A 19,892-nucleotide genomic window follows, 5' to 3' on the forward strand; every position below is an offset into this window, starting at 1 on the left:
AACGGCAAGGGGCGTCACTATGGATCGCCCCTGGACAAATCTTATTGAATAATGTCGTTAGTCTGATCGGCCACTTCTTTCTTCATGGCGTCCGTTACTTCAATGCCTTGAGCGGCGGCAGCCTTCAGATTCAGGATAACGTCCAGTTTCTGCTGCACGGTAACTGGTAGATCCCCGATCTTCTTACCGTTCTTCAGCACGTCAACCGCCATTTGCCCGACTTGATAGCCGTGGTCATAATATTTGAAGCCTACGGTAGCGAAAGCGCCTTTCTCAACTGTATCACGGTCACTTGAGAAGAACGGAAGCTTGTTCTCGTTGGCTACCTGGATAATGGAGTCAACGCCGCTGACAACCGAGTTGTCGAGAGTGATGTACAGCGCGTCGGCCCGTCCAACCAGGGACTCGGCGGCTTGTTTGACTTCGGAAGTGTTCGTAATCGGCGCTTTGATCAGCTCAATGCCATGCTTGTCCAGCGCAGCTTGGGCTTTGTCCGCCATTACGACAGCGTTCGGCTCGCCCTCGTTGATAATAAGGCCCAGCTTCTTCACATTTGGAAATTGAGCGGCGATGAAATCCATCAGTCTGGTAATCGCCTCGGGATTCGTATCGGATGCCCCCGATACATTTCCGCCCGGATGATCCAGATTGGATACCACCTTGGCGTCAAGCGGGTCCGTTACGGCCGCAAACAAGATCGGCGTATCGTTCTTGATGGCCTGCACAAGCGCCTGAGCGGGAGGCGTTGCGATTCCGATGACCAGATCATTGTCTTCGGACGCAATTTTTTGGGCTATGGATAGATTGTTCGCCTGATCCGCCTGCGCGTTCTCAAAATCGACGGTAAGGTTCTGTCCTTCGACAATCCCCGCATCCTTCAGTGCGGCTATAATGCCGTCGTAAGTGGCATCCAGCGACGGATGCTCAACATACTGCGATACGGCGATCTTGTAAGTTTTGGTGTCCGTGCTTCCCGCTCCCGCAGTGCTCTGTGCGGTGCTGCCGGGTACGGCTGTCGCACCGTTGCTTGCCGTTGTATTGTTGTTGCCGCAGCCTGCCGCCACGAGCATGAGACATAAACTGAGCCCCAGCCAGATTTTCTTTCTCTTCATGTAAAAATCCCCTCTTCTCGTAATATTATCAGCGCGTGCATCGAAACGTGCGCCGCAGCACTGTCGCTTCTATAGATCAAAGCGATAAAGTAAATGCTAGCGGCAACCCGCGTCCATACCGGCATTCTATGAAACTATATTATATGTGGGTTCCTATTTTCGTCAATCTGAAATAATAACCGAATGTTCTACATTATCCGCGCAAACCGGTTCTTCAAACCATTCATCCGGATCATTCCTTACAACCATTTCCTTTTGCCCGAGCTACATAAAAAAAAGAGCGCTGAGCATACTGAGTCTACAATTTTGAATATGGAGCGTGTGATATGAACGCAACCCCAAAAAAACTGCTGCTCCTGAGCTCAGTGCTGTCTGCCGCCGTACTTGCAACAGCCTGCGGAAACACCAATAACACCGGTCAGCCCCGTACCAATGCCGTCAATCCTTCCGTCCAGCCGCAAGGTTACATCGAGAAGCAGTCAGATACCGACTCTTCGGGCAAAACGTGGATTCCCCTTGAACCTGCAGCTAAATCATTAGGCTATCGGGTAGAAGAGGAACCCGGAGGAGGCGGTTATGCCAAGATCGGTTACAGCGACGTGATGTACAAAGTGCGACCGGGCTCCGCAGAGGCCTTCTCCCTCGGTAAAACCTGCACTCTGCCAGAAGCGCCTATCCGGCGAGACGGAAAAATCTATATAACGACGGGTTCGCTGTCGAAATTATTTCAATCGAAGGTCAGCTTGAACCCCGGCAGCAGCGAAATCTCCATTGACACCCCGAGAGAACGTATCGCCGACGATAAGCAAAATGCGGCTGCACCAGGCAAGCCTTTCCGCATTCAAAGTATGTCTTCGGATCAAGCCGGCGAGCTGATTTCCTATGCCAAAAAATATCTGGGCGTTCCTTATGATTTCGGGGCGGCGCCTTACGAGGAATCGAAAAAATTCGACTGTTCTTCCTTTACCCGCCATGTCTTTAAGAAGTTTGGCGTGGATTTGCCGCGGCTCGCCAAAGATCAGGACAATCTCGGCAGATCCGTCAGCCGTCAGCAGCTTCAGCCCGGAGATCTTATTTTCTTCACTGTCCCCGGACGGTTCGATAGAGACACCATTCCCGGCCATGTCGGCATTTATATCGGAGGCGGAGAATTTATACACACCTGGGGCTCCCCCGGAGTTCAGATCAGTAATCTGGACAGCGGGTATTGGAACAACGTCATTCTGCATATGCGGCGCGTCCTGTAGGGCGCGTTGCTTTTTTTCCGATAATCTTCAGTTCTTGCCCCCAGCTTATCCCTCAGCATTCCCTGCTGCCCGATCGACTGCCCGGTTAAAGCCTTTGAATCTCGTACCTTGATAAGTCAGCTCTCCCCGGTCTCCTTCCACTACCAGTCCGTACATATTGTCAGGCACTTCGAGTTCAATCCTGGCACCATTCTGAAACTCATAGGTTACATACTGTTTAATTCCTTTGAATAAGGCGTAGAAAATTGCGGAAAGAATGCCAACGGCGACAACTGCGAAAATAATCATGAAAATTCGGAAGAAAGTCGGCGTATCCTGCCAAAACAATTCAAATCCGCTTGGCGGCTCTGTCGGGAATTGCCCGCTCCATAGTTTCATTTATTACTCCCCCGTTCTGTTGGCTCCGCCTTGCTATTTGGCTCCAAGGTGAAGGCTATGTTATGATTTTTACACTAGATCGGCCAAGGAGGTGCCCTTTTGACTCAATATATAGATCGAAATGCGCGGAATGGACTAATCCGGCTCGCTTTGGCAATTCTCCTTGCGCTGGTCCTTCCAGCATTCGCTGTCGTCGATTGGAACAGCCCATCGGCTCAGGACAACGCGGCAAAAGGTATCGAAAAGCAGGCTCACCATTTTGCGGTGACTTCGGCCCGCCAGCATCCGCAGCCGCATTTTCCAGGCGCCTTATCCCGTCTTCCTATTGAACAGAGCTATCCTGCCGAGTTGAAGCCCTACGCATTGCCTTTGCTATTCGGGTTATTTTATCCGCTTATCTATAATCTGTTGAAGCGCCTGCTTCTGTATCCGCTTAAATACACCTCGAATTATGTGGCTTACTCCCGTGCGGCTGAAGTCATAGGTGGACGATACTGCAAATATACGACTTTTACTTATTGGAGGCTGGTTTGATTATGAATTTTAGAGAATGCGATTTGCCCGGAATCGGGAAAAAATTTGTTCTAAATACCCGCAGCGGCGATAAGCTCGCTATCATTGTACATGATGACGGACGGCGGGAGCTGTATCATTTTGAATATGATGATCCGGATCAAAGTATTTCCATGGTTACACTCGACGATGACGAAGCCAGATATATTTCAGCTATCATTGGTGGCGTCACTTACAAGCCCCGGTCGCTGGAATCCATCGAGGTGGCGCTGGACGACCTGATTATTGAATGGTACCGTCTGGAGCCGGGGTTCGGCTGTATCGGCCATACGATTGGCGAACTCGATATCCGCGCCCGTTCCGGTGTTACCGTAATAGCGGTCATCGAAAAAAATCACACTAAGCATATCAGCCCCGGACCCGAACTGGAACTGACGCCGGACTGCATCGTCGTTGCCGCGGGGGAGAGAGAACAGCATAAACAATTCAGGCATATTTTGCGGAATGGATGTGGTTGATTGATGAACCATATCGTATTTGAAATCGGATTGGCCATAGCGCTTGTGGCGCTGTCCGGATTATTAGCAGCGAAATTCCGATTCTCCGTCATCCCTTTTTATATTTTGGTTGGAATGGCGGTCGGACCGCATGCTTTTCATATTTGGCATCTGGACTTCCGGTTTATCGAAAGCGCCGCTCTGATTGAATTTATGGGCCGGATCGGCGTTCTGTTCCTGTTGTTCTATCTGGGGCTGGAGTTCTCCGTAGGCAGGCTGGTCAAAGCGGGAAAATCGATTGCTGCTGGCGGAACCATCTACATTCTGATCAACTTCTCCCTCGGTCTGCTGCTCGGCTGGGGACTTGGATTCCCGCTCGAGGAAGTGCTGGTGGTCGCCGGAATTACAACGATTTCCTCCAGTGCCATCGTCGCCAAGGTTCTGGTCGATCTGAAGCGCACCGCCAATCCGGAGACCGAAATGATTCTCGGCATCATCATGTTCGAGGACGTATTTCTGGCCGTCTACATTTCGACTCTTTCAGGTCTGGTGCTCAGCGGTTCCTCCTCTCTTGGCGGAGTGCTGCTGTCGGCGCTCATTGCCCTCGTTTACATGGTGGGACTGCTTGTCGTCGGCCGCAAACTGGTCCCCCTGCTTAACAAGGCGCTTAATATCCGCTCCGGCGAATTGTTCGCCCTGGTCATTTTCGCCATTCTATTCCTCGTGGCGGGCTTTTCCGAGACCATTCATGTCGCGGAAGCGATCGGAGCGCTGCTCGTCGGCCTCGTTCTCGCGGAAACGGAGCATGTCAAACGGATCGAGAAGCTGATCATTCCGTTCCGCGATTTTTTCGGAGCCATCTTCTTCTTCAGCTTCGGTCTCACAATCGATCCGCTCTCCCTTGGCGGAGAAGCCTTATGGTATTCACTGGCGGCAGTGGCCGTCACGCTGCTCGGCAATTTCGCCGCCGGCTTGCTTGCCGGGCGCAGCGCGGGTTTAAGCCCGCGCGCTTCGTCCAACATCGGCCTGACCATCGTATCGCGCGGCGAATTCTCCATCATCATGGCCAATCTCGGCAAAGCGGGCGGACTGCTCGCCATTTTGCAGCCGTTCGCAGCCATGTATGTACTGATTCTGGCGATTCTCGGCCCACTGCTGACCAAAGAATCCAAAGTGATCTACAAGGCTTTGGATAAGCTGTTCAAGTGGGAAAGCAGACATATCAAGCGGAAGGCGCAGACGCAGAAGCGCACTCCCGCCTCCGAGGAAAGATAACCGGGAGAGCGACGCTTGCGTTTTCTTCCTTACAACATAAAAAAGCGTTCCCGGCCCTTAAAGCCGGAACGCTTTTTTATTTCCTCCGCTGTACATCAGCCGCTTGCTTACACGGCCCGTCGTCCTTGACTAACGGAACATTCCCCATAAACGAATCAAATGGAACGTATTGTTCGGATCGATTTTCTGGGCGATAACGAATCTCACTATGCTGTCCTCCTGGACGGAGGTGAGTCTTTCCCCCAGAATCCCCGAAGCATTGTGCACCAGTCTGCGCACCACGCCGGGGTCCTGCAGTTGCTGCTTGCTTACACCATTTATTAGATTTTTAATCCGATCCTTGACCGCCGGGTTTTTCATCTTCAACTTGATCCGCTCCACCAGCTGCGGGCTGATTCCATATTGTTGATAACTCATCTTGCCCCACCTCCCGTCATATCCAATCTTTCTCAGTATATGACGGGACGTGTCTTCAATTGACTCAATCGATCAGATCGCCCTGAAAAATGTGTTCCTTCTGGAGAAAGCTTCGCAGCGGAGCATATTCGGCGGATGTCCAAAAGGTGCCGTCCCGCAGCAATTCGGCGGCATCGCCGCGAGCCTGCTCAAGGACGGCAAAATCGGCCGTCATATCCGCGAGGCGGAATTCCGGCAGACCGCTCTGCTTCGTGCCGAAGAAATCCCCGGGCCCCCGAAGCTCGAGATCACGCCGAGAGACTTCGAATCCGTCGTCCGTTTCGGTCATCGCGGCCATCCGCTCGCGTCCGACCTCCGATTTCGGATCAGCCACCAGTACGCAGAAGGAAGCGTGCTCTCCCCGCCCGACCCGTCCGCGAAGCTGATGGAGCTGGGACAGTCCAAACCGGTCGGCGTCCATAATAATCATCAGCGTGGCATTCGGCACATCGACGCCGACCTCTACGACAGTCGTGGAGACGAGCACCTGTACTTCATTATCGTAAAAAGCGCGCATGACTTCATCCTTCTCGCCGGGAGTCATACGGCCATGCAGCAGACCTACCCGGTAATCAGGAAAAGCCTGCGACAGCTGAATATGCAGATCAATGGCGTTCTGCACATCCAACTTGTCCGATTCCTCGATTAACGGACAGATCAAGTACGCCTGACGGCCCTGAACTACCTCTCGGCGGATCAGATTCAACACCCTGTCCATTTTGTCCGGCTTCACCCAGTAGGTCGAAATCGGGATGCGGCCCTTCGGACGTTCGGACAAAGTGGAGACATCCATGTCCCCGAAGACTGTAATCGCCAGCGTCCGCGGAATCGGTGTCGCGGTCATCGTAAGCACATCCGGGTTATAACCTTTGCGCCGTAAAACGCTGCGCTGGTTCACACCGAACCGGTGCTGCTCATCCGTTACAACAAGGCCGAGTTCCCTGAAGAACACGTCTTCCTGAATCAAGGCATGGGTTCCGACAACAATATCTATGAGGCCCATTTGCAGCGAGGCGAGCAGATCCTTTCGCTTTCGGCCGTTCACACTGCCTGTCAGCAGAGCTACCGTGATACCGAAAGGCTCAAACATCGCCTGAAGCGACCGGCTGTGCTGTTCGGCCAAAATTTCCGTCGGCACCATCAGCGCTCCCTGAAAGCCCGAGCGGACCGTCGCGAACAGTGCGATTGCCGCGAGCGCCGTTTTGCCGGAACCCACATCGCCCTGAAGCAGACGGTTCATGCAATAAGAGGATCGCATATCCTGCAAAATTTCAAGCTCCGCTGTCTTTTGGGCATTGGTCAGCTCGAACGGAAGGCTGCGCACGAACTGGCGGACGGTCGCATTATCGACCGTATGAACCATGCCGTCCATTCTTCCCCGGTTCAGCGTGCGGAAGGCTTGAACCTTAAGCTGAAACAGAAACAGCTCTTCGTATACCATCCGCCTGCGTCCCTGCTGCCCTTCCCGTGAATCCTCTGGCTGATGGATCGTGGTAATCGCCCGCTTGCGGGGCATGAACTCATATTTACGCATAATCGGCTGAGGTAAAATCTCGGGAATCAAATCCCCGAATTGCAGCAGCGCCTGGGAAATCGTCTTGCGAAGCCAGCTCTGCGTAATTTTGCCGCTGACGGAATACACCGGCTGCAGTGTCCCGGTCTTCCCTTCCCCACGGTCCGGAAATTCATAATCGGTCACCGTAATTTGCGACCGTTTCTGATCCCATTTTCCGCTGATAACAACCTGACGGCCCGCGGTCAGCTGCTCGCGGACATAGTGCCGGTTAAACCAAGTCGCCGTAAACATCCACGGCTCCGCCATCATTTTGCAGCTGAGACGGGACTTTCCTCCAAAACGCTGAAGCACCGGAATACCAATCACCTTGGCCTCAACCGTCACTTTGTCCCCGTGCTTCACCTCGCTGAGCGATTTCGGACGGTAATCCTCATAACGGAAAGGATAATACTCCAGCAAATCCTTTACCGTAAATATGCCAAGGGCGTGAAGCTCAGCCTGCTTTTGAGCGCTCACGCCACTAATTTGCTTAACTTCGATTGTATCCAAAGACAGAGTCATATTCATCCCTCACCTACGCGGGCCAAATAAATACGGCAAGCGTGCCGTTGCCGACATGACTGCCTACAACAGGCCCTACGTTTGTCAGCACTTGTTCCTCTAAGGTGAAATGCTGAGAAAGTTCCCGTATAAATTCTTCACCGGCCTCAGGCTGAGCCGTATGCCCGACGGCCACGTTGATTTTGTCGATCCCTTGCAGATCGGCTTTGAACAGCTCGATCATCCGGGCCACCGCTTTTTTTCGTCCTCTGACTTTCTCTACCGCATAAATGATGCCTTCCTGATCGATGGACAGAATCGGCTTGATATTGAGCAATGTGCCGAGCACAGCCGACGCTTTGCCGATCCGTCCTCCCTTTTGCAGATATTCAAGCGTGTCCACCAGAAAATACAGCTTACGCGAGCGGCGCAGTCGTTCGACCGAATCCAAAATCTCCTCCGGGCCTTTCCCTTCCGCGGATAATCTGGCCGCATGGACCACCAGCAAGCCGAATCCGTAAGAAGCCGACAGGGAATCGAATACAGTTATCCGCTCGCCTTCTTCCTCCAGCATCGACTTGGCGAGCAGAGCGGACTGATAGGTTCCGCTTAGTCCGGAAGAGATATGGAAAGACAATATCGGACTCTCCGGATAACGCTCCATAATATTTCGGTATACGTTCAAATATTCAACCGGCGACGGCTGGGACGTGGTTGGCAGCTGCGACGATCGGGGAAGGCGCTCATAGAACTGTTCCGGCGTCATATCGATTCCGTCGCGGTAAGATTCCTCGCCGAACATGAGTGTAAGCGGCACGACTTCGATGCCATACGCTTCCGCCAGGGACGGTGGAATATCGGATGTGCTGTCGGTAACGATAACGGTTTTATTCATGGTAAACCTCCCCTTGACTAGTGAAAAAGGCTTAAGCTTCTACCGAGAGTAAATAATAATAGATGGGCTGACCGCCTTCATGGACCTCGACTTCGGCATCTGGATAATTAGCTTGAAGCCAGCTCTCCAAGGCAGCCGTCGTCTCCGGATCGGCATCTTGTCCTGTCAGGATGGTCACGATTTCGTCCCCGCTCTCCAGCATGCCTGCCAGCAGGGCCTGGCTCGCACCCAGCAGATTCTCGGCGGCAGTGACTATCTTTGAATTGGAGATCCCGATGTACTGGCCCGATTTAATGTCCATTCCCTCGTATTTCGTATCCCTCACCGCATGCGTGACCTGCCCGGATGTAACCCGACTCAGAGCCTCCAGCATACCGGAAGTGTTAGTTTCCACGGATTCTTCCTCCTGGAAGGCAAAAGCCGCCGCAATGCCCTGCGGAATACTCTTGGTCGGAATTACCGTAATCTCACGCTCGCCTTCGAGCAGTTCCTTCGCTTGCTGAGCGGCGAGGACAATATTCGAGTTATTAGGCAGGAGGTAGACATGCTTCGCCGAGATAGACGATATCGCGTTAACGAAATCTTCCGTGCTCGGATTCATCGTCTGACCGCCCGCCAGCACAACATCGATGCCCAGGCTCTTGAAGATCTCGGCGATTCCGTCGCCTGACGACACGGCGATGAATCCGTATGGCGCCAGATCATCCGCCGGAGGAACGGCAGGCGACTCGACACTGCTCTTCTCCTCCGGAATATCCGCAAATACATCGGGACTTGGAGCGATATCCATTCCCGCTGTCAGCAGCTCGCGATGCTGCTCACGCATATTCAAAATATGAATCTGTGTAATCTCCCCGTAAAGCAGCGCAAGATTCAAAACTTCGCCCGGTGCCTTGGAGTGAACGTGCACCTTGATCGTCTCGTCGTCAGAAATTACAATGATGGAATCTCCATTCACCGATAACGCTTTCCGAAATTGATCCTCATCGAAATCAGCCGCTTGGGTGCCGCCCAGCTGACGGTTGATAAAGAATTCCATATCGTAAAAGAACTCGATATCCTCTGTCGAAAGCTGCGACTGGGCCGAAGAATGGATGGGCGTCGGCTTCGTTTCCGGCTTGGCGAGCGCAATTGCGGGAGCGGCTGTGCTGGCGGCTTGTCCCTTTACGGATTCCGCCGACTGTCCGTTCAATAGATACTCAAAAAAACCTTCATATATATAGACCAAACCTTGACCGCCCGAGTCCACGACACCCACTTGTTTGAGTACCGGCAGAAGCTCCGGCGTTCCCGCAAGTGCTTCTTTGGCCTTGACCAGCACTTCAGTCATCAGTTCATTAATATCGGTAGTCCGTCTTGCCAAATAAACAGCATGTCTGGCAGCTTCCTTGGCAACGGTCAATATGGTTCCTTCCACTGGCTTGACCACCGCTTTGTATGCGGTATCCACTCCGGTTTGAAGCGCTGCCGCGAACTGCTGCGAATTCAGCTCTTCGTATTGCGCGGCATAGCGGCTGAATCCACGGAACAACTGGGATAAAATAACGCCGGAATTCCCCCGCGCACCCATCAACAGGCCTTTGGACAGCACACCTGCGCATTGCCCGATGGAAGCGGAATTATTTTTCCGCAGTTCACCTGCGCCTGCCGTCATCGTTAGATTCATATTGGTCCCCGTATCTCCGTCCGGAACCGGAAAAACATTCAGGGAATTGACGTGCTCCGCATGCTGCTGCAGCTTCTCCGCGCCGGCTAGTACCATCGCGGTAAAATCAATTCCATTAATAGAACGCTTACTCAATGAGAATTCCCCTTCCTAGCCTTTCATGCCTCTTCATACCTGACATCAAATAGACATAATGCACTAATCTATATTGTACTATAAGCGAACTAAGAAATAAATGTTTTTGAATCGGTTGACGAAGCAATTTTTACTGTGATATTATATTTAAGTATTGTTTTAATGCAGGTGATCGCAACAAGGAGGTGTAATGATGTCCCGTAAATGTGCTGTAACTGGCAAAAAGCCGAGCAGCGGCAACCACGTATCCCATGCCAACAACCGTAACCGCCGCTCCTGGGGAGTTAACGTTCAGAAGGTTCGCATTCTGGTGAACGGTAAACCGAAGCGTGTATACGTTAGCACCCGCGCCCTGAAATCCGGTAAAGTCGAGCGCGTCTAGTTTTTAAAATAAACCGCTCACAATAATTGATACTTAGAAGAAATGGCAGCGCCGTCCTATACGGATGGCAACCGTTTCTCGAAAATATAAGACAAATTATAAGCTCACAGCTTATAATGCTTATATTTCAAGCAAAAAGCACCCTTTACATATGTAAGGTGCTTTTTTTCATGTACCTCTATTCCGTTGACGGCCCTCAGCTCTTCTGAAATGTATTCAAAATCGCCTTCACAAATCCTCCCAAAAACTTCGGCAGCTTAAATGTATAAAATTTCATGTTTCACCCTCCGATCGGTCCTGCAGCCCAGTTAAGACACAAAAAAGGCTACATGAGATTTCTGCTCATGTAACCATATTTATGCGAAAGGAACTTGGCCTATACCTTGGCCTTTAGCCCAACTTAACGGCCCGCGGCCGCGGCCCGGATCGCCGAGATGGCCGCTGCCCGGTCGCTCCGGCCGAAGACGGCATTGCCGGCGACCAGGACATCCGCCCCGGCTTCACAGACGATAGGCGCCGTCGCTTCAGTGATACCTCCGTCCACTTCGATGCGTAGATCATGGCCGATCTCGCTGGCCCACTCCCGAATTTCCCTGATTTTATGCACGGTCCCAGGGATGAATGCCTGTCCGCCGAAGCCGGGGTTCACGGTCATGACCAACACCAAATCGAGATCCGCTAATATTTCTCTCACAGCGGAAGCGGGCGTCGCCGGATTGATGGCCACACCGGCAAGCAGCCCCAGTTCCTTGATCTGATGAACGACCCGATGCAGATGCACACACGCTTCGGCATGCACGGTAATAACGGCGGCTCCGGCCGCCGCAAAATCGGCAATGTAGCGCTCCGGACTCTCGATCATGAGATGAACATCCAGCGGAAGGGAGGTATGGGTGGATACCGCCTTGACGATCGGAGGACCGAGTGTAATATTGGGCACGAATCGCCCGTCCATCACGTCTACATGAATCCAGTCCGCTCCGGATCTTTCAGCTTCGGCAACCTCGGCGCCGAGTGCGGCGAAATCCGCCGAGAGCAGGGATGGTGCAATTTTGATCATAGGTCAATACCTCCGCTTCTTGTCTTTCATTTCATTAAAAAACAGCTTGTAGTGGTCGTAGCGGCTGTCAGCGATCACTCCGGCTTCCCAGGCTTCGATTACGCGGCAGCCCGGTTCATGCAGATGGCTGCATCCACGGAATTTACATTCCGCCGCATAGGGGGTAAACTCGCGGAAACAGGATGACAACTCCTCCACGCCAAGCTCCAGAAAATCCAGTTGGCTGAAGCCCGGCGTATCCGCCACATAGCCCCCCTCCCCGATATCCATCAGCTCGACATGCCGCGTTGTATGGCGTCCGCGTCCCAGCCGCATGCTGATCTCGCTGGTTTCCAGGGAAAGGCCGGGAACGATCCGGTTAAGCAGCGACGATTTGCCGACACCGGACTGGCCGGCGAACACGCTGATTATGCCAGCCAGCCGCTTCCGCACCTCTTCACTGCCTGAACCCGTCCGCGAGCTTGTTACTATCACTTCGTAACCGATATGCTCGTACAATTGTTTCACATGAGCAATACCTTCTCCGTCCCCTTCAGCCAGATCCCGTTTGGTCAGCACGATGATCGTATCCAATCCGGCATGCTCGATATGTACAAGGAACTTGTCGAGCAGCTGTAAATTTAGATCCGGTTCACGTACGGAGAACAGCAGAACGGCAAGCGACACATTGGCGACAGGCGGCCGGATCAGCTCAGAATCCCGGGGATTGATTTCATCAACCATCCCCTCTCCGTTCTCGGTCAAGGAATAAATGACATTGTCTCCGACAAGCGGAGATAAACCTTTTTTCTTAAAGATACCGCGGGCTCTGCACTGAATGATTTCATCCTCAGGGGAGATTTTCCCTTCCCGGAGCGGTTTTACATAATAATAACCGCTTAAAGCCTTGACGATTATTCCTTCAGGCATACTATAAAGCCTTCCTCTCTTGGATTTGGCTTACATCCTGGTGAATCTCTAGCTCTGTTTGCTGCAAGAGCGGCTGATAACGGCCGCTCTTGTTCATGGACTTATCCTGCGATATTTAGTTGTTTTTATCTTTTCCTTTGCCTTTTTTATCCTTGGCTACTATCTGAGAAGCGCTGACATTGCTTCCCGTCTGGTCGACTGTGGAGCCATCCCCTGTATCAGGCGGGTTGCTCTCCGTACCGGGTGCTACGGCCGGATCGGCTGACGGCTCCACGCTCGCAGGCGTCTCGGTAGGAGATGGCGACGGCTCTACGGGCGAAGCCTCTGGAATCTGTACCGTACCGTTCTTCGCATCCATGTACGAAACGGGATACGTATCGAAGAACTCCCCGTCCCGGTACAAGATGACAGCCCCATCCTTGTTCGGTGCTAGAACAAGATTCACCGACAGCACTTGGGTTCTGCTGATCGTGCGGGTTCCCCAATCCTGGTTCTCGCCATTGTTGCGCGCATCAGCGTACTCGATCCGGATCTTTGTCTTCTTGCCTTCCTGTACCGGTGAAACCGGCAGGTTGAACGTGTATTCCAGCGCCTCCGGCGGATAGCCGTTGCTGATGTAAATGGTGATTTTCTCGCCCGGCGGCGCCGAGGCGCCTCTTTCATAAGGCCACTGTTTGGTTACTTTGCCCTTTTCAACGGAAAAGCTGGATTCCGTCTTCACATCGCCGAGAACGAGGCCCGCCTCTTCCAGCTTGGCTTTCGCGTCCCCTTCGGTAAGACCTGCCAGGTCCGGTGTCGTGACGCTCTCTTGCCCCTTGCTGACTATAATAGAGACGGTCGCCGTATCCGGATCGTATTCACTGCCAGAGATCGGGTTCTGCCGGAGAACCTGGCCTTCCGGGACCTCCGTACTGAATTCGCTGTCCTGGGTAATTCTGCTCTGATCCATTCCCTGAGCCAACAGAGCGCTCACCGCTTCGTCATAAGTTATTCCGGATAAATCCGGCATTACCGAGAGCGGTTTGGCGATGCTTACCTTAAGCGCGATAGTCGTTCCTTCTTTAACCGTTGTATCCGGCTCCTTGCTCTGCTCGAAGACGATGCCTTCGGCAAAGTTAGGGTTGTACTGAGTCGTAACCGGCTCTTCCAGAACGAGTCCGACTTCGGACAGCTTGGCTTTGGCATCGTCCAGTGAAAGATTGACCAGCTTCGGGACCGTAACTTCCGGTACGACCAGTTTGGCGTTTACATACCATACCACCCCAAGCATCGCGAGCAGCAGTAAAAGCGTCAGCCCGATCCAAAGTACGGGTTTCCCCCAGCCTTTTCTCTTCTTGGGAGAAGGAGCATCTTCATCACGGATCATTCGGTCTTCGGCATGCCCTCGCGTACCGATGCCCTTGGGAATCGGCTTGATGGCGGGCATGACTCTGGTCCTGTCCTCATCGTCATCGACGAAGGACACCTTCGGCTCGCTTCGGCGCTCCGGCAGCAGGCAGGTTTCCAGATCCTGAAGCATCTCCTTCGCCGATTGGTAACGCTCTTCGGGGTTTTTGCGCATCGATTTAAGGATAATGTTCTCCACGCTCTGGGGAATCATCGGATTCAGCTTGCGAGGCTCCTCGAACTCCTCCTGAAGATGCTTCAGTGCTACGCTGATCGGACTCTCGCCCAGAAAGGGCAGACTGCCGGTCAGCATCTGATAGATCACAATGCCCAGCGAGTACAGGTCCGATTTTTCGCCGGTGGTTACGCCCTTAGCATGCTCCGGGGAAAAATAATGCACCGAACCGACAACCGATCCGGTCTGGGTAATGGTTGTCGACGTCACCGCGCGGGCGATGCCGAAATCCGTCACCTTGACCCGGCCGTTTCGGCCGATAAGGATGTTATGTGGTTTGATATCCCGGTGGATAATCTGGTTCTGATGGGCATGATCCAGTGCGTCGCAGATTTGGGTAGCGATTCTTACCGCTTCATCCACCTGCAGCGGAGCCCTTTCCTTGATGATTTCGTTCAGATTATAGCCTTCAACGTATTCCATGACTATATAATGAATTTCATCTTCCTGCCCCACGTCATAGATGCTGACCACATTGGGATGAGAGAGCGAAGCGGCGGATTGCGCCTCCCGCCGGAACCGGCGAATAAATTCCTCATCATGTACAAATTGGTTGCGCAACACTTTAATAGCGACATTTCGGTTGAGCAGAATATCGTGTGCCCTGTATACAAGGGCCATTCCGCCTCCACCGATTCGCTCGATGACTTGGTAACGGCCTCCCAACTCGTGACCGATCATCTATCCCACTCCTTTGATTCGGGCACAGCGGCCTCCTCTTGATGTTCTAACATAGCGACGCTTATGTTGTCGCCGCCGCCGGCAAGCAGTGCCAGCTGAAGCAATCGGTCCGCTCTTTCCTTAAGCGATATTTCCTGCAGGCCGGCAACCTTCCCCAGATGCTCGGCGCTGACAAAATTGCTTAAACCGTCGCTGCACAGCAGCAGCACTTCACCCGGTTCAAGCGTTATTGGAAGCAGATCCGTCTTGATTTCCTCATCCGTACCAAGAGCACGTATAAGGACGTTGCGGCGCGGATGGGTATCCAGCTCTTCAAGACTGATCTGGCCGTTTTTGAACAGCTCGTTTACCAGCGTATGATCCTCGGTCAATTGCTTCGCGTTACCGTCCCGGATTATGTAAGCTCTGCTGTCGCCGATGTGGCCGATGTACCCTGAACGTCCGGCAAGCAGCACGGAAACGACGGTCGTCCCCATATTATGGTAACGTTCGTCGCTTGCCGCCTGCTTGAAGACGGTGTCATTGGCCTCTATTATCGCGTTCGACAGGGCGGTGCTTATAGCTTCTCCCGTAAGACCTGGGGCGAGGCCGTCCAGTTTGTCGCGGATGGACTCCAGCGCTAGACGGCTTGCGGTGTCTCCCGCCAAATGTCCGCCCATTCCGTCGGCGATAATGCCAAGCGTATACCCATGGCCCGTCACACCGGTCCAAACCGAATCTTCATTGACGGAGCGCACCCGTCCAATATCGCTGGCATGAACTGTTCTGATCAAAAGATCTCACCTCAACTCCATATGTTTGGCGCGCAGCTGTCCGCATGCGGCCGCGATATCATGGCCCTGTTCACGGCGTATCGTCACATTGACGCCCTGATCGGCCAGAATCCGCTGAAATTGAAAAATATCGTTGCGGGAAGTGCGGACATATTTGCGTTCCGGCACATAGTTGACCGGAATCAGATTGACATGGCACAGCATGTGCTTCAGCACTCCGGCAAGCTCCTCCGCATGCTCCGGCTGGTCGTTGACACCGCCGATCAGCGCATATTCAAAGCTGATGCGCCGTCCCGTCTTGGCCTGGTAATAGCGGAGCGATTCCATCACTTCATTGAAAGGATAACGGCGATTGACAGGCATCAGCTTTGAGCGAAGACTGTCGTTCGGGGCATGGATGGAGATTGCCAGATTGATCTGGGTATCCTCCTCGGCGAATTTGTAAATGCTGGGGACAATTCCGCTGGTTGATACCGTTATATGCCGCTGACCGATATTCAATCCCTTTTCATGGATCATCAGGCGTAAAAATCTCATCGTGGCGTCGTAGTTCTCAAACGGTTCTCCCGTTCCCATAATGACAATACTGCTGACGCGTTCGCCCCGGGCATCCAAAATCTGCTGGGAACGCACAACCTGGGCTACAATTTCTCCTGCCGTCAAATCCCGCTTCAGCCCGCCGAGCGTGGAAGCGCAAAAGGTACAGCCGATTCTGCAGCCCACTTGAGTCGTTACGCATACGCTGTTGCCGTAGTTATGCTTCATGATAACAGTCTCAATCGCATGGTCGTCATGCAGGCCGAACAGAAATTTCACCGTTCCGTCCTTCGACTCCAGCCTGGTGATTTCTGAAAGCGCGTCAATAGAGAACTGCTCATTCAGTTTAGTCCGCAGCGCCTTCGACAGATTACTCATCGACTCGAAGTCGCTTACACGCTTCACGTACAGCCAATCAAAAATCTGTCCTCCGCGAAAAGCCGGTTCTCCATTGTCTTTGGCCCACTGCGCCAACTCTTCAAGAGTAAAATCATATATTAAAGGTTTCATTATCGTTATCGCACCTGTACTTTCTTCTGGATAGTCATACTGCTTTCTCATCCTGCCTATTTTAACATAAATCTCACAAAGGGTAAAAGAAAACGCATGGACAGCGCATATCAAGAAGAAATTGGGCCTGCTGCGGCAGTTATCTCTCCCCCGTTCCGCCCGATCAAGCGTGAGGTCATCTTTACACCCCGTCAAAGAGTTCTTCCCGGATTTAAATTAGTGGAAATCCCTCTAAACGCAAAAAAATCCTGCGCGGCGGGAGTGGCCCAAGCGCAGGATTTAAGAAGATCAAGACAACCGTTGCAGAGCAGCGATATAAAATCCGTCGCTGCCGAAATAGTGGGGAAGAATTTGCATACCGGCAGCATCGGGTGAAAGAAGATTGCCAAGGCGCTCGCCAAGTGGAGTACCACGGTCAGCGGCTGCAAACTGCGGATTCCGCCGCAGAAAATCGTTGACCGTCTCCTCATTCTCGAAGCTCTCCATCGTGCAGGTGCTGTAAACCAGGACGCCGCCCGGTTTCAGAAGCCCTGACACGGATTGGAGAAGTTCTCTTTGCAAAGCGCCAATGCTTGCCACATCCTCAGGCGTCTTGCTCCATTTCAGATCGGGCTTTCTCCGGATCACGCCGAGTCCCGAGCAAGGCGCGTCCAGCAAGATCCGGTCAAAGGTCATCGGAGAATAACGCTCCGCCAGAAGCAGGGCGTCCGTGGCTATGGCTTCGACGGATTCCAGACCAAGCCTTCGAGCCTGTTCCTGCACAAGCGAGACTTTGTGCTCATGCAGATCGCTCGCGATTATCGTGCCCCGGTCCTTCATCAGCTCGGCCATATGCGAAGTCTTTCCGCCCGGCGCCGAACAGCAGTCCAGTACTGTCATCCCCGGCTCAGGCGCCACTGCTTCGGCGACGAGCATCGAGCTCTCGTCTTGAATGGACAGGATGCCATCGCGGTACCAGGATGACAAGGCAAGGTTTCCGCCGCCCTTGACAACAATCCCGTAGGGACTCAGCTGAGAAGGAGCCGCGTCCAGCCCCTGGCTCAGCATCTCCTCAAGCAGCTTGTCCCGTGTCGTCATCGTGGTGTTAACACGCACGCTGACGGACGGGGGCTCATTATTGGCCCGGCAAATGTCTTCAGCTGTCGCCTGCCCATAACGCCGAATCCAATCCTTGACCATCCACAGGGGATGCGAATGCTCCAGGGCGATGCGCTCCGCATCACCGAGACCGTCCGGCAGCGCCGGAAGCTCTCCGGCCCGCAGCGCGCTGCGGAGGACCCCGTTGACCATGCCCGAAATGCCCTGATGTCCCCGTTTCTTGGCCAGATTCACCGCCTCGTTTACAGCGGCATGGGGCGGAATCCGGTCAAGGTAAACAATCTGATATAGACTCATGCGAAGCAGACAGCGGACCCATGGCTGCAGCTTGTTCGTTCCTTTGCTCACGAAACCGTCCAGCATGAAGTCCAGCGTGTTCAGCCGGGAAATCGTACCGTATACCAGCTCCGTCGCAAGTCCCGCGTCTTCACGGGACAGCCCCGCCTTTTGCAGGCTGGTATTAAGCAGGAGGTTGCTGTATGCCGCTTCCTGCTCGACACGCACCAGGACATCAAGAGCAGTTTCCCTGGCCGTAGCGGGGCGGGAACTGCGGGCCGGCCCTCCGCCTTGGCCGTTGCCGCCTCGGCGGTTTCCGGGCGGCCTCATTCCAGCACCGTGCCGGGCTTCATAGTTCCGCCCCGCGCGAAATCAGCCGCGCTCATCGCCTTCTTGCCGGCTGGCTGAACGGTAAGCAGCAGCAGACTTCCGTCTCCGGTCTTCACCTCGACGCCGGCAGTGCTGGCAGCCAGCACCGTTCCGGGCACGGTCTCGGCTTCGCCGGACCCTTCTTCCTGGATAACGGCTCCGGACAGGGCTCCCTTGTCGGGATTGGCCGCCGCCCACACTTTGAACGTCTCTCCGTTCCAAAGGGTAAATGCGCCCGAGAAAGGCACCAGGCCGCGGATTCGGTTATAGATTTCGTGCGATCCCGCGCTCCAGTCGATCCGCTCATCCTCACGTGTCAAATTAGGCGCATAGGTTGCCTGGCTGTCATCCTGAGCTTCTGCCGGGAGAGGTCCCGCGAGCAGACGCGGCATCTGCGCTTTCAGCAAATCCCGGCCGGCGAGACTCAGCTTCTCAAACAGCGTTCCCGATGTATCTTCATCCTCTATCGGGACTTCGACCTTTGCGATCATGTCTCCCGTGTCCAGTCCTTCCGCCATGTACATCAGCGTCACGCCCGTAACGCTTTCGCCGTTGATAATGCTTCGCTGGATCGGCGCTCCTCCCCGGTACTTGGGCAAAAGCGACCCGTGGACATTTACACAGCCCCGGGCTGGCAAATCCAGCACGGCCTTGGGCAGAATCTGCCCGTAAGCGGCCGTAACGATCAGTTCTGGCTCGTAGACGGCAAGCTCCGCCACCGCCTCAGGACGCCGCATTCGTTCAGGCTGAAGAACCGGCAGGCCCATCGCCTCCGCAGCCGCTTTGACCGGCGAGGGCGTCAGCGTCTTCTTTCTCCCCTGGGGCCGGTCGGGCTGGGTAACGACGGCTGCGACCTCATAGCCCTCATCCACCAGCATTTGAAGGCATGGCACCGCAAAAGCGGGTGTGCCCATGAACACAATTTTCATTTCCTTCACTCCTCGGTCCGGCTGTGTTCCGTATTACTATCGTATACCTTCTCCGCGACATCTGTGAACAGCACGCCGTTCAGGTGATCGACTTCATGCTGGAACGCCCGGGCCAGCAGTCCACTTCCTGTAATGGTAATCTCATTGCCTTCGCGGTCAAGTCCCCGGACGGTTACTGTTTCCGCCCGGCGGACGTCTCCGTTGAGACCCGGAATGCTAAGGCAGCCTTCAGGACCGAGCTGCTCGCCCTCGGATTTGATGATTTCCGGATTGATCATCTTGATCAAACCATGCTCTTCGTCGGCATCCACCACAATCAGCCGCTTGAGAATGCCCACCTGCGGTGCGGCAAGACCAACGCCCTCGGCGTCGTACATTGTATCCGCCATATCGTCCAAAAGCTTTTGAACGTTGGGCGTAATTTTCGTTACCGGTTTTGCTGTCTTGTGCAGCACTTCGTCAGGCTCTTTCACGATTAAACGTATCGCCATTTCGCTAACACCTTCCTGTTTTTGAA

General features: G+C 53.7%; 20 protein-coding genes. 5 read left to right on the plus strand and 15 right to left on the minus strand.

The window, feature by feature from the left end; genetic code table 11:
- Positions 1-41: 41 nt before the first annotated feature.
- Positions 42-1,112, minus strand: coding sequence for an ABC transporter substrate-binding protein (locus EH198_RS05240; RefSeq protein WP_124694442.1), 1,071 nt, complete (start codon positions 1,110-1,112; stop codon positions 42-44).
- 326 nt (positions 1,113-1,438) lie between these two features.
- Between EH198_RS05240 and EH198_RS05245 the strand changes: the two genes are divergently transcribed.
- Positions 1,439-2,359, plus strand: coding sequence for a C40 family peptidase (locus EH198_RS05245; protein WP_124694443.1), 921 nt, complete (start codon positions 1,439-1,441; stop codon positions 2,357-2,359).
- A 45-nt stretch (positions 2,360-2,404) separates the two neighbouring features.
- Here EH198_RS05245 and EH198_RS05250 read toward each other — a convergent pair whose 3' ends face one another.
- Complete coding sequence (locus tag EH198_RS05250; RefSeq protein ID WP_124694444.1) at positions 2,405-2,737, minus strand: DUF2500 domain-containing protein; 333 nt, start codon at positions 2,735-2,737, stop codon at positions 2,405-2,407.
- A 99-nt stretch (positions 2,738-2,836) separates the two neighbouring features.
- Between EH198_RS05250 and EH198_RS05255 the strand changes: the two genes are divergently transcribed.
- From EH198_RS05255 to EH198_RS05265, 3 genes are read left to right on the plus strand one after another with little or no spacing between them, the layout of a single operon-like run.
- On the plus strand, positions 2,837-3,271 hold the full coding sequence (locus EH198_RS05255; RefSeq protein WP_124694445.1) for a hypothetical protein: 435 nt from the start codon (positions 2,837-2,839) through the stop codon (positions 3,269-3,271).
- A 2-nt stretch (positions 3,272-3,273) separates the two neighbouring features.
- Positions 3,274-3,768 (plus strand): cation:proton antiporter regulatory subunit, encoded by a 495-nt coding sequence (locus EH198_RS05260; RefSeq protein WP_124694446.1) that lies wholly within the window; start codon positions 3,274-3,276, stop codon positions 3,766-3,768.
- 3 nt (positions 3,769-3,771) lie between these two features.
- Positions 3,772-5,022 (plus strand): cation:proton antiporter, encoded by a 1,251-nt coding sequence (locus EH198_RS05265; RefSeq protein ID WP_124694447.1) that lies wholly within the window; start codon positions 3,772-3,774, stop codon positions 5,020-5,022.
- A gap of 129 nt (positions 5,023-5,151) precedes the next feature.
- On the opposite strand, the gene EH198_RS05270 is transcribed toward EH198_RS05265, so the two are convergent.
- The 4 genes from EH198_RS05270 to EH198_RS05285 all read right to left on the minus strand — a co-directional run bounded on the left by EH198_RS05270 (position 5,152) and on the right by EH198_RS05285 (position 10,230).
- The gene (locus tag EH198_RS05270; RefSeq protein WP_124694448.1) at positions 5,152-5,439 is read right to left on the minus strand and encodes a stage VI sporulation protein F; all 288 of its coding nucleotides are present in this window, start codon (positions 5,437-5,439) and stop codon (positions 5,152-5,154) included.
- Positions 5,440-5,503: 64 nt separating this feature from the next.
- The gene (recG, locus tag EH198_RS05275) at positions 5,504-7,555 is read right to left on the minus strand and encodes an ATP-dependent DNA helicase RecG (protein ID WP_124694449.1); all 2,052 of its coding nucleotides are present in this window, start codon (positions 7,553-7,555) and stop codon (positions 5,504-5,506) included.
- 13 nt (positions 7,556-7,568) lie between these two features.
- Positions 7,569-8,429, minus strand: a complete 861-nt coding sequence (locus EH198_RS05280; RefSeq protein ID WP_124694450.1) for a DegV family protein — start codon at positions 8,427-8,429, stop codon at positions 7,569-7,571.
- A 31-nt stretch (positions 8,430-8,460) separates the two neighbouring features.
- Positions 8,461-10,230 (minus strand): DAK2 domain-containing protein, encoded by a 1,770-nt coding sequence (locus tag EH198_RS05285; protein ID WP_124694451.1) that lies wholly within the window; start codon positions 10,228-10,230, stop codon positions 8,461-8,463.
- 193 nt (positions 10,231-10,423) lie between these two features.
- Between EH198_RS05285 and rpmB the strand changes: the two genes are divergently transcribed.
- Positions 10,424-10,612 carry a 50S ribosomal protein L28 gene (gene rpmB / locus EH198_RS05290; RefSeq protein WP_025334690.1) on the plus strand — a complete coding sequence of 63 codons (189 nt, stop codon included), beginning with the start codon at positions 10,424-10,426 and terminating at the stop codon, positions 10,610-10,612.
- Positions 10,613-10,808: 196 nt separating this feature from the next.
- Here rpmB and spoVM read toward each other — a convergent pair whose 3' ends face one another.
- From spoVM to def, 9 genes are all read right to left on the minus strand, one after another.
- Positions 10,809-10,889 carry a stage V sporulation protein SpoVM gene (gene spoVM, locus EH198_RS05295; protein ID WP_006675261.1) on the minus strand — a complete coding sequence of 27 codons (81 nt, stop codon included), beginning with the start codon at positions 10,887-10,889 and terminating at the stop codon, positions 10,809-10,811.
- Between the two features lie 123 nt (positions 10,890-11,012).
- Complete coding sequence (gene rpe, locus EH198_RS05300; RefSeq protein ID WP_124694452.1) at positions 11,013-11,672, minus strand: ribulose-phosphate 3-epimerase; 660 nt, start codon at positions 11,670-11,672, stop codon at positions 11,013-11,015.
- 3 nt (positions 11,673-11,675) lie between these two features.
- A complete protein-coding gene (gene rsgA / locus EH198_RS05305; protein WP_124694453.1) occupies positions 11,676-12,581 on the minus strand; it encodes a ribosome small subunit-dependent GTPase A in 906 nt (301 codons plus the stop codon).
- Positions 12,582-12,696: 115 nt separating this feature from the next.
- Complete coding sequence (pknB, locus tag EH198_RS05310) at positions 12,697-14,883, minus strand: Stk1 family PASTA domain-containing Ser/Thr kinase (protein ID WP_124694454.1); 2,187 nt, start codon at positions 14,881-14,883, stop codon at positions 12,697-12,699.
- Entirely contained in the window at positions 14,880-15,656 is a 777-nt protein-coding gene (locus EH198_RS05315) for a Stp1/IreP family PP2C-type Ser/Thr phosphatase (RefSeq protein ID WP_124694455.1), read from the minus strand. Before EH198_RS05315 ends, pknB begins: the two co-directional genes overlap by 4 nt.
- A 6-nt stretch (positions 15,657-15,662) precedes the next feature.
- Positions 15,663-16,703 carry a dual-specificity RNA methyltransferase RlmN gene (rlmN, locus tag EH198_RS05320; RefSeq protein WP_124694456.1) on the minus strand — a complete coding sequence of 347 codons (1,041 nt, stop codon included), beginning with the start codon at positions 16,701-16,703 and terminating at the stop codon, positions 15,663-15,665.
- A 288-nt stretch (positions 16,704-16,991) separates the two neighbouring features.
- Entirely contained in the window at positions 16,992-18,407 is a 1,416-nt protein-coding gene (gene rsmB, locus EH198_RS05325) for a 16S rRNA (cytosine(967)-C(5))-methyltransferase RsmB (protein WP_124694457.1), read from the minus strand.
- On the minus strand, positions 18,404-19,375 hold the full coding sequence (gene fmt, locus EH198_RS05330) for a methionyl-tRNA formyltransferase (protein WP_124694458.1): 972 nt from the start codon (positions 19,373-19,375) through the stop codon (positions 18,404-18,406). Before fmt ends, rsmB begins: the two co-directional genes overlap by 4 nt.
- Before the next feature lie 5 nt (positions 19,376-19,380).
- Complete coding sequence (def, locus tag EH198_RS05335) at positions 19,381-19,866, minus strand: peptide deformylase (protein WP_124694459.1); 486 nt, start codon at positions 19,864-19,866, stop codon at positions 19,381-19,383.
- Between the last annotated feature and the right edge of the window lie 26 nt (positions 19,867-19,892).

The sequence above is a fragment of the Paenibacillus rhizophilus genome, assembly GCF_003854965.1.
GTDB classification, from domain to species: domain Bacteria; phylum Bacillota; class Bacilli; order Paenibacillales; family Paenibacillaceae; genus Paenibacillus_AQ; species Paenibacillus_AQ rhizophilus.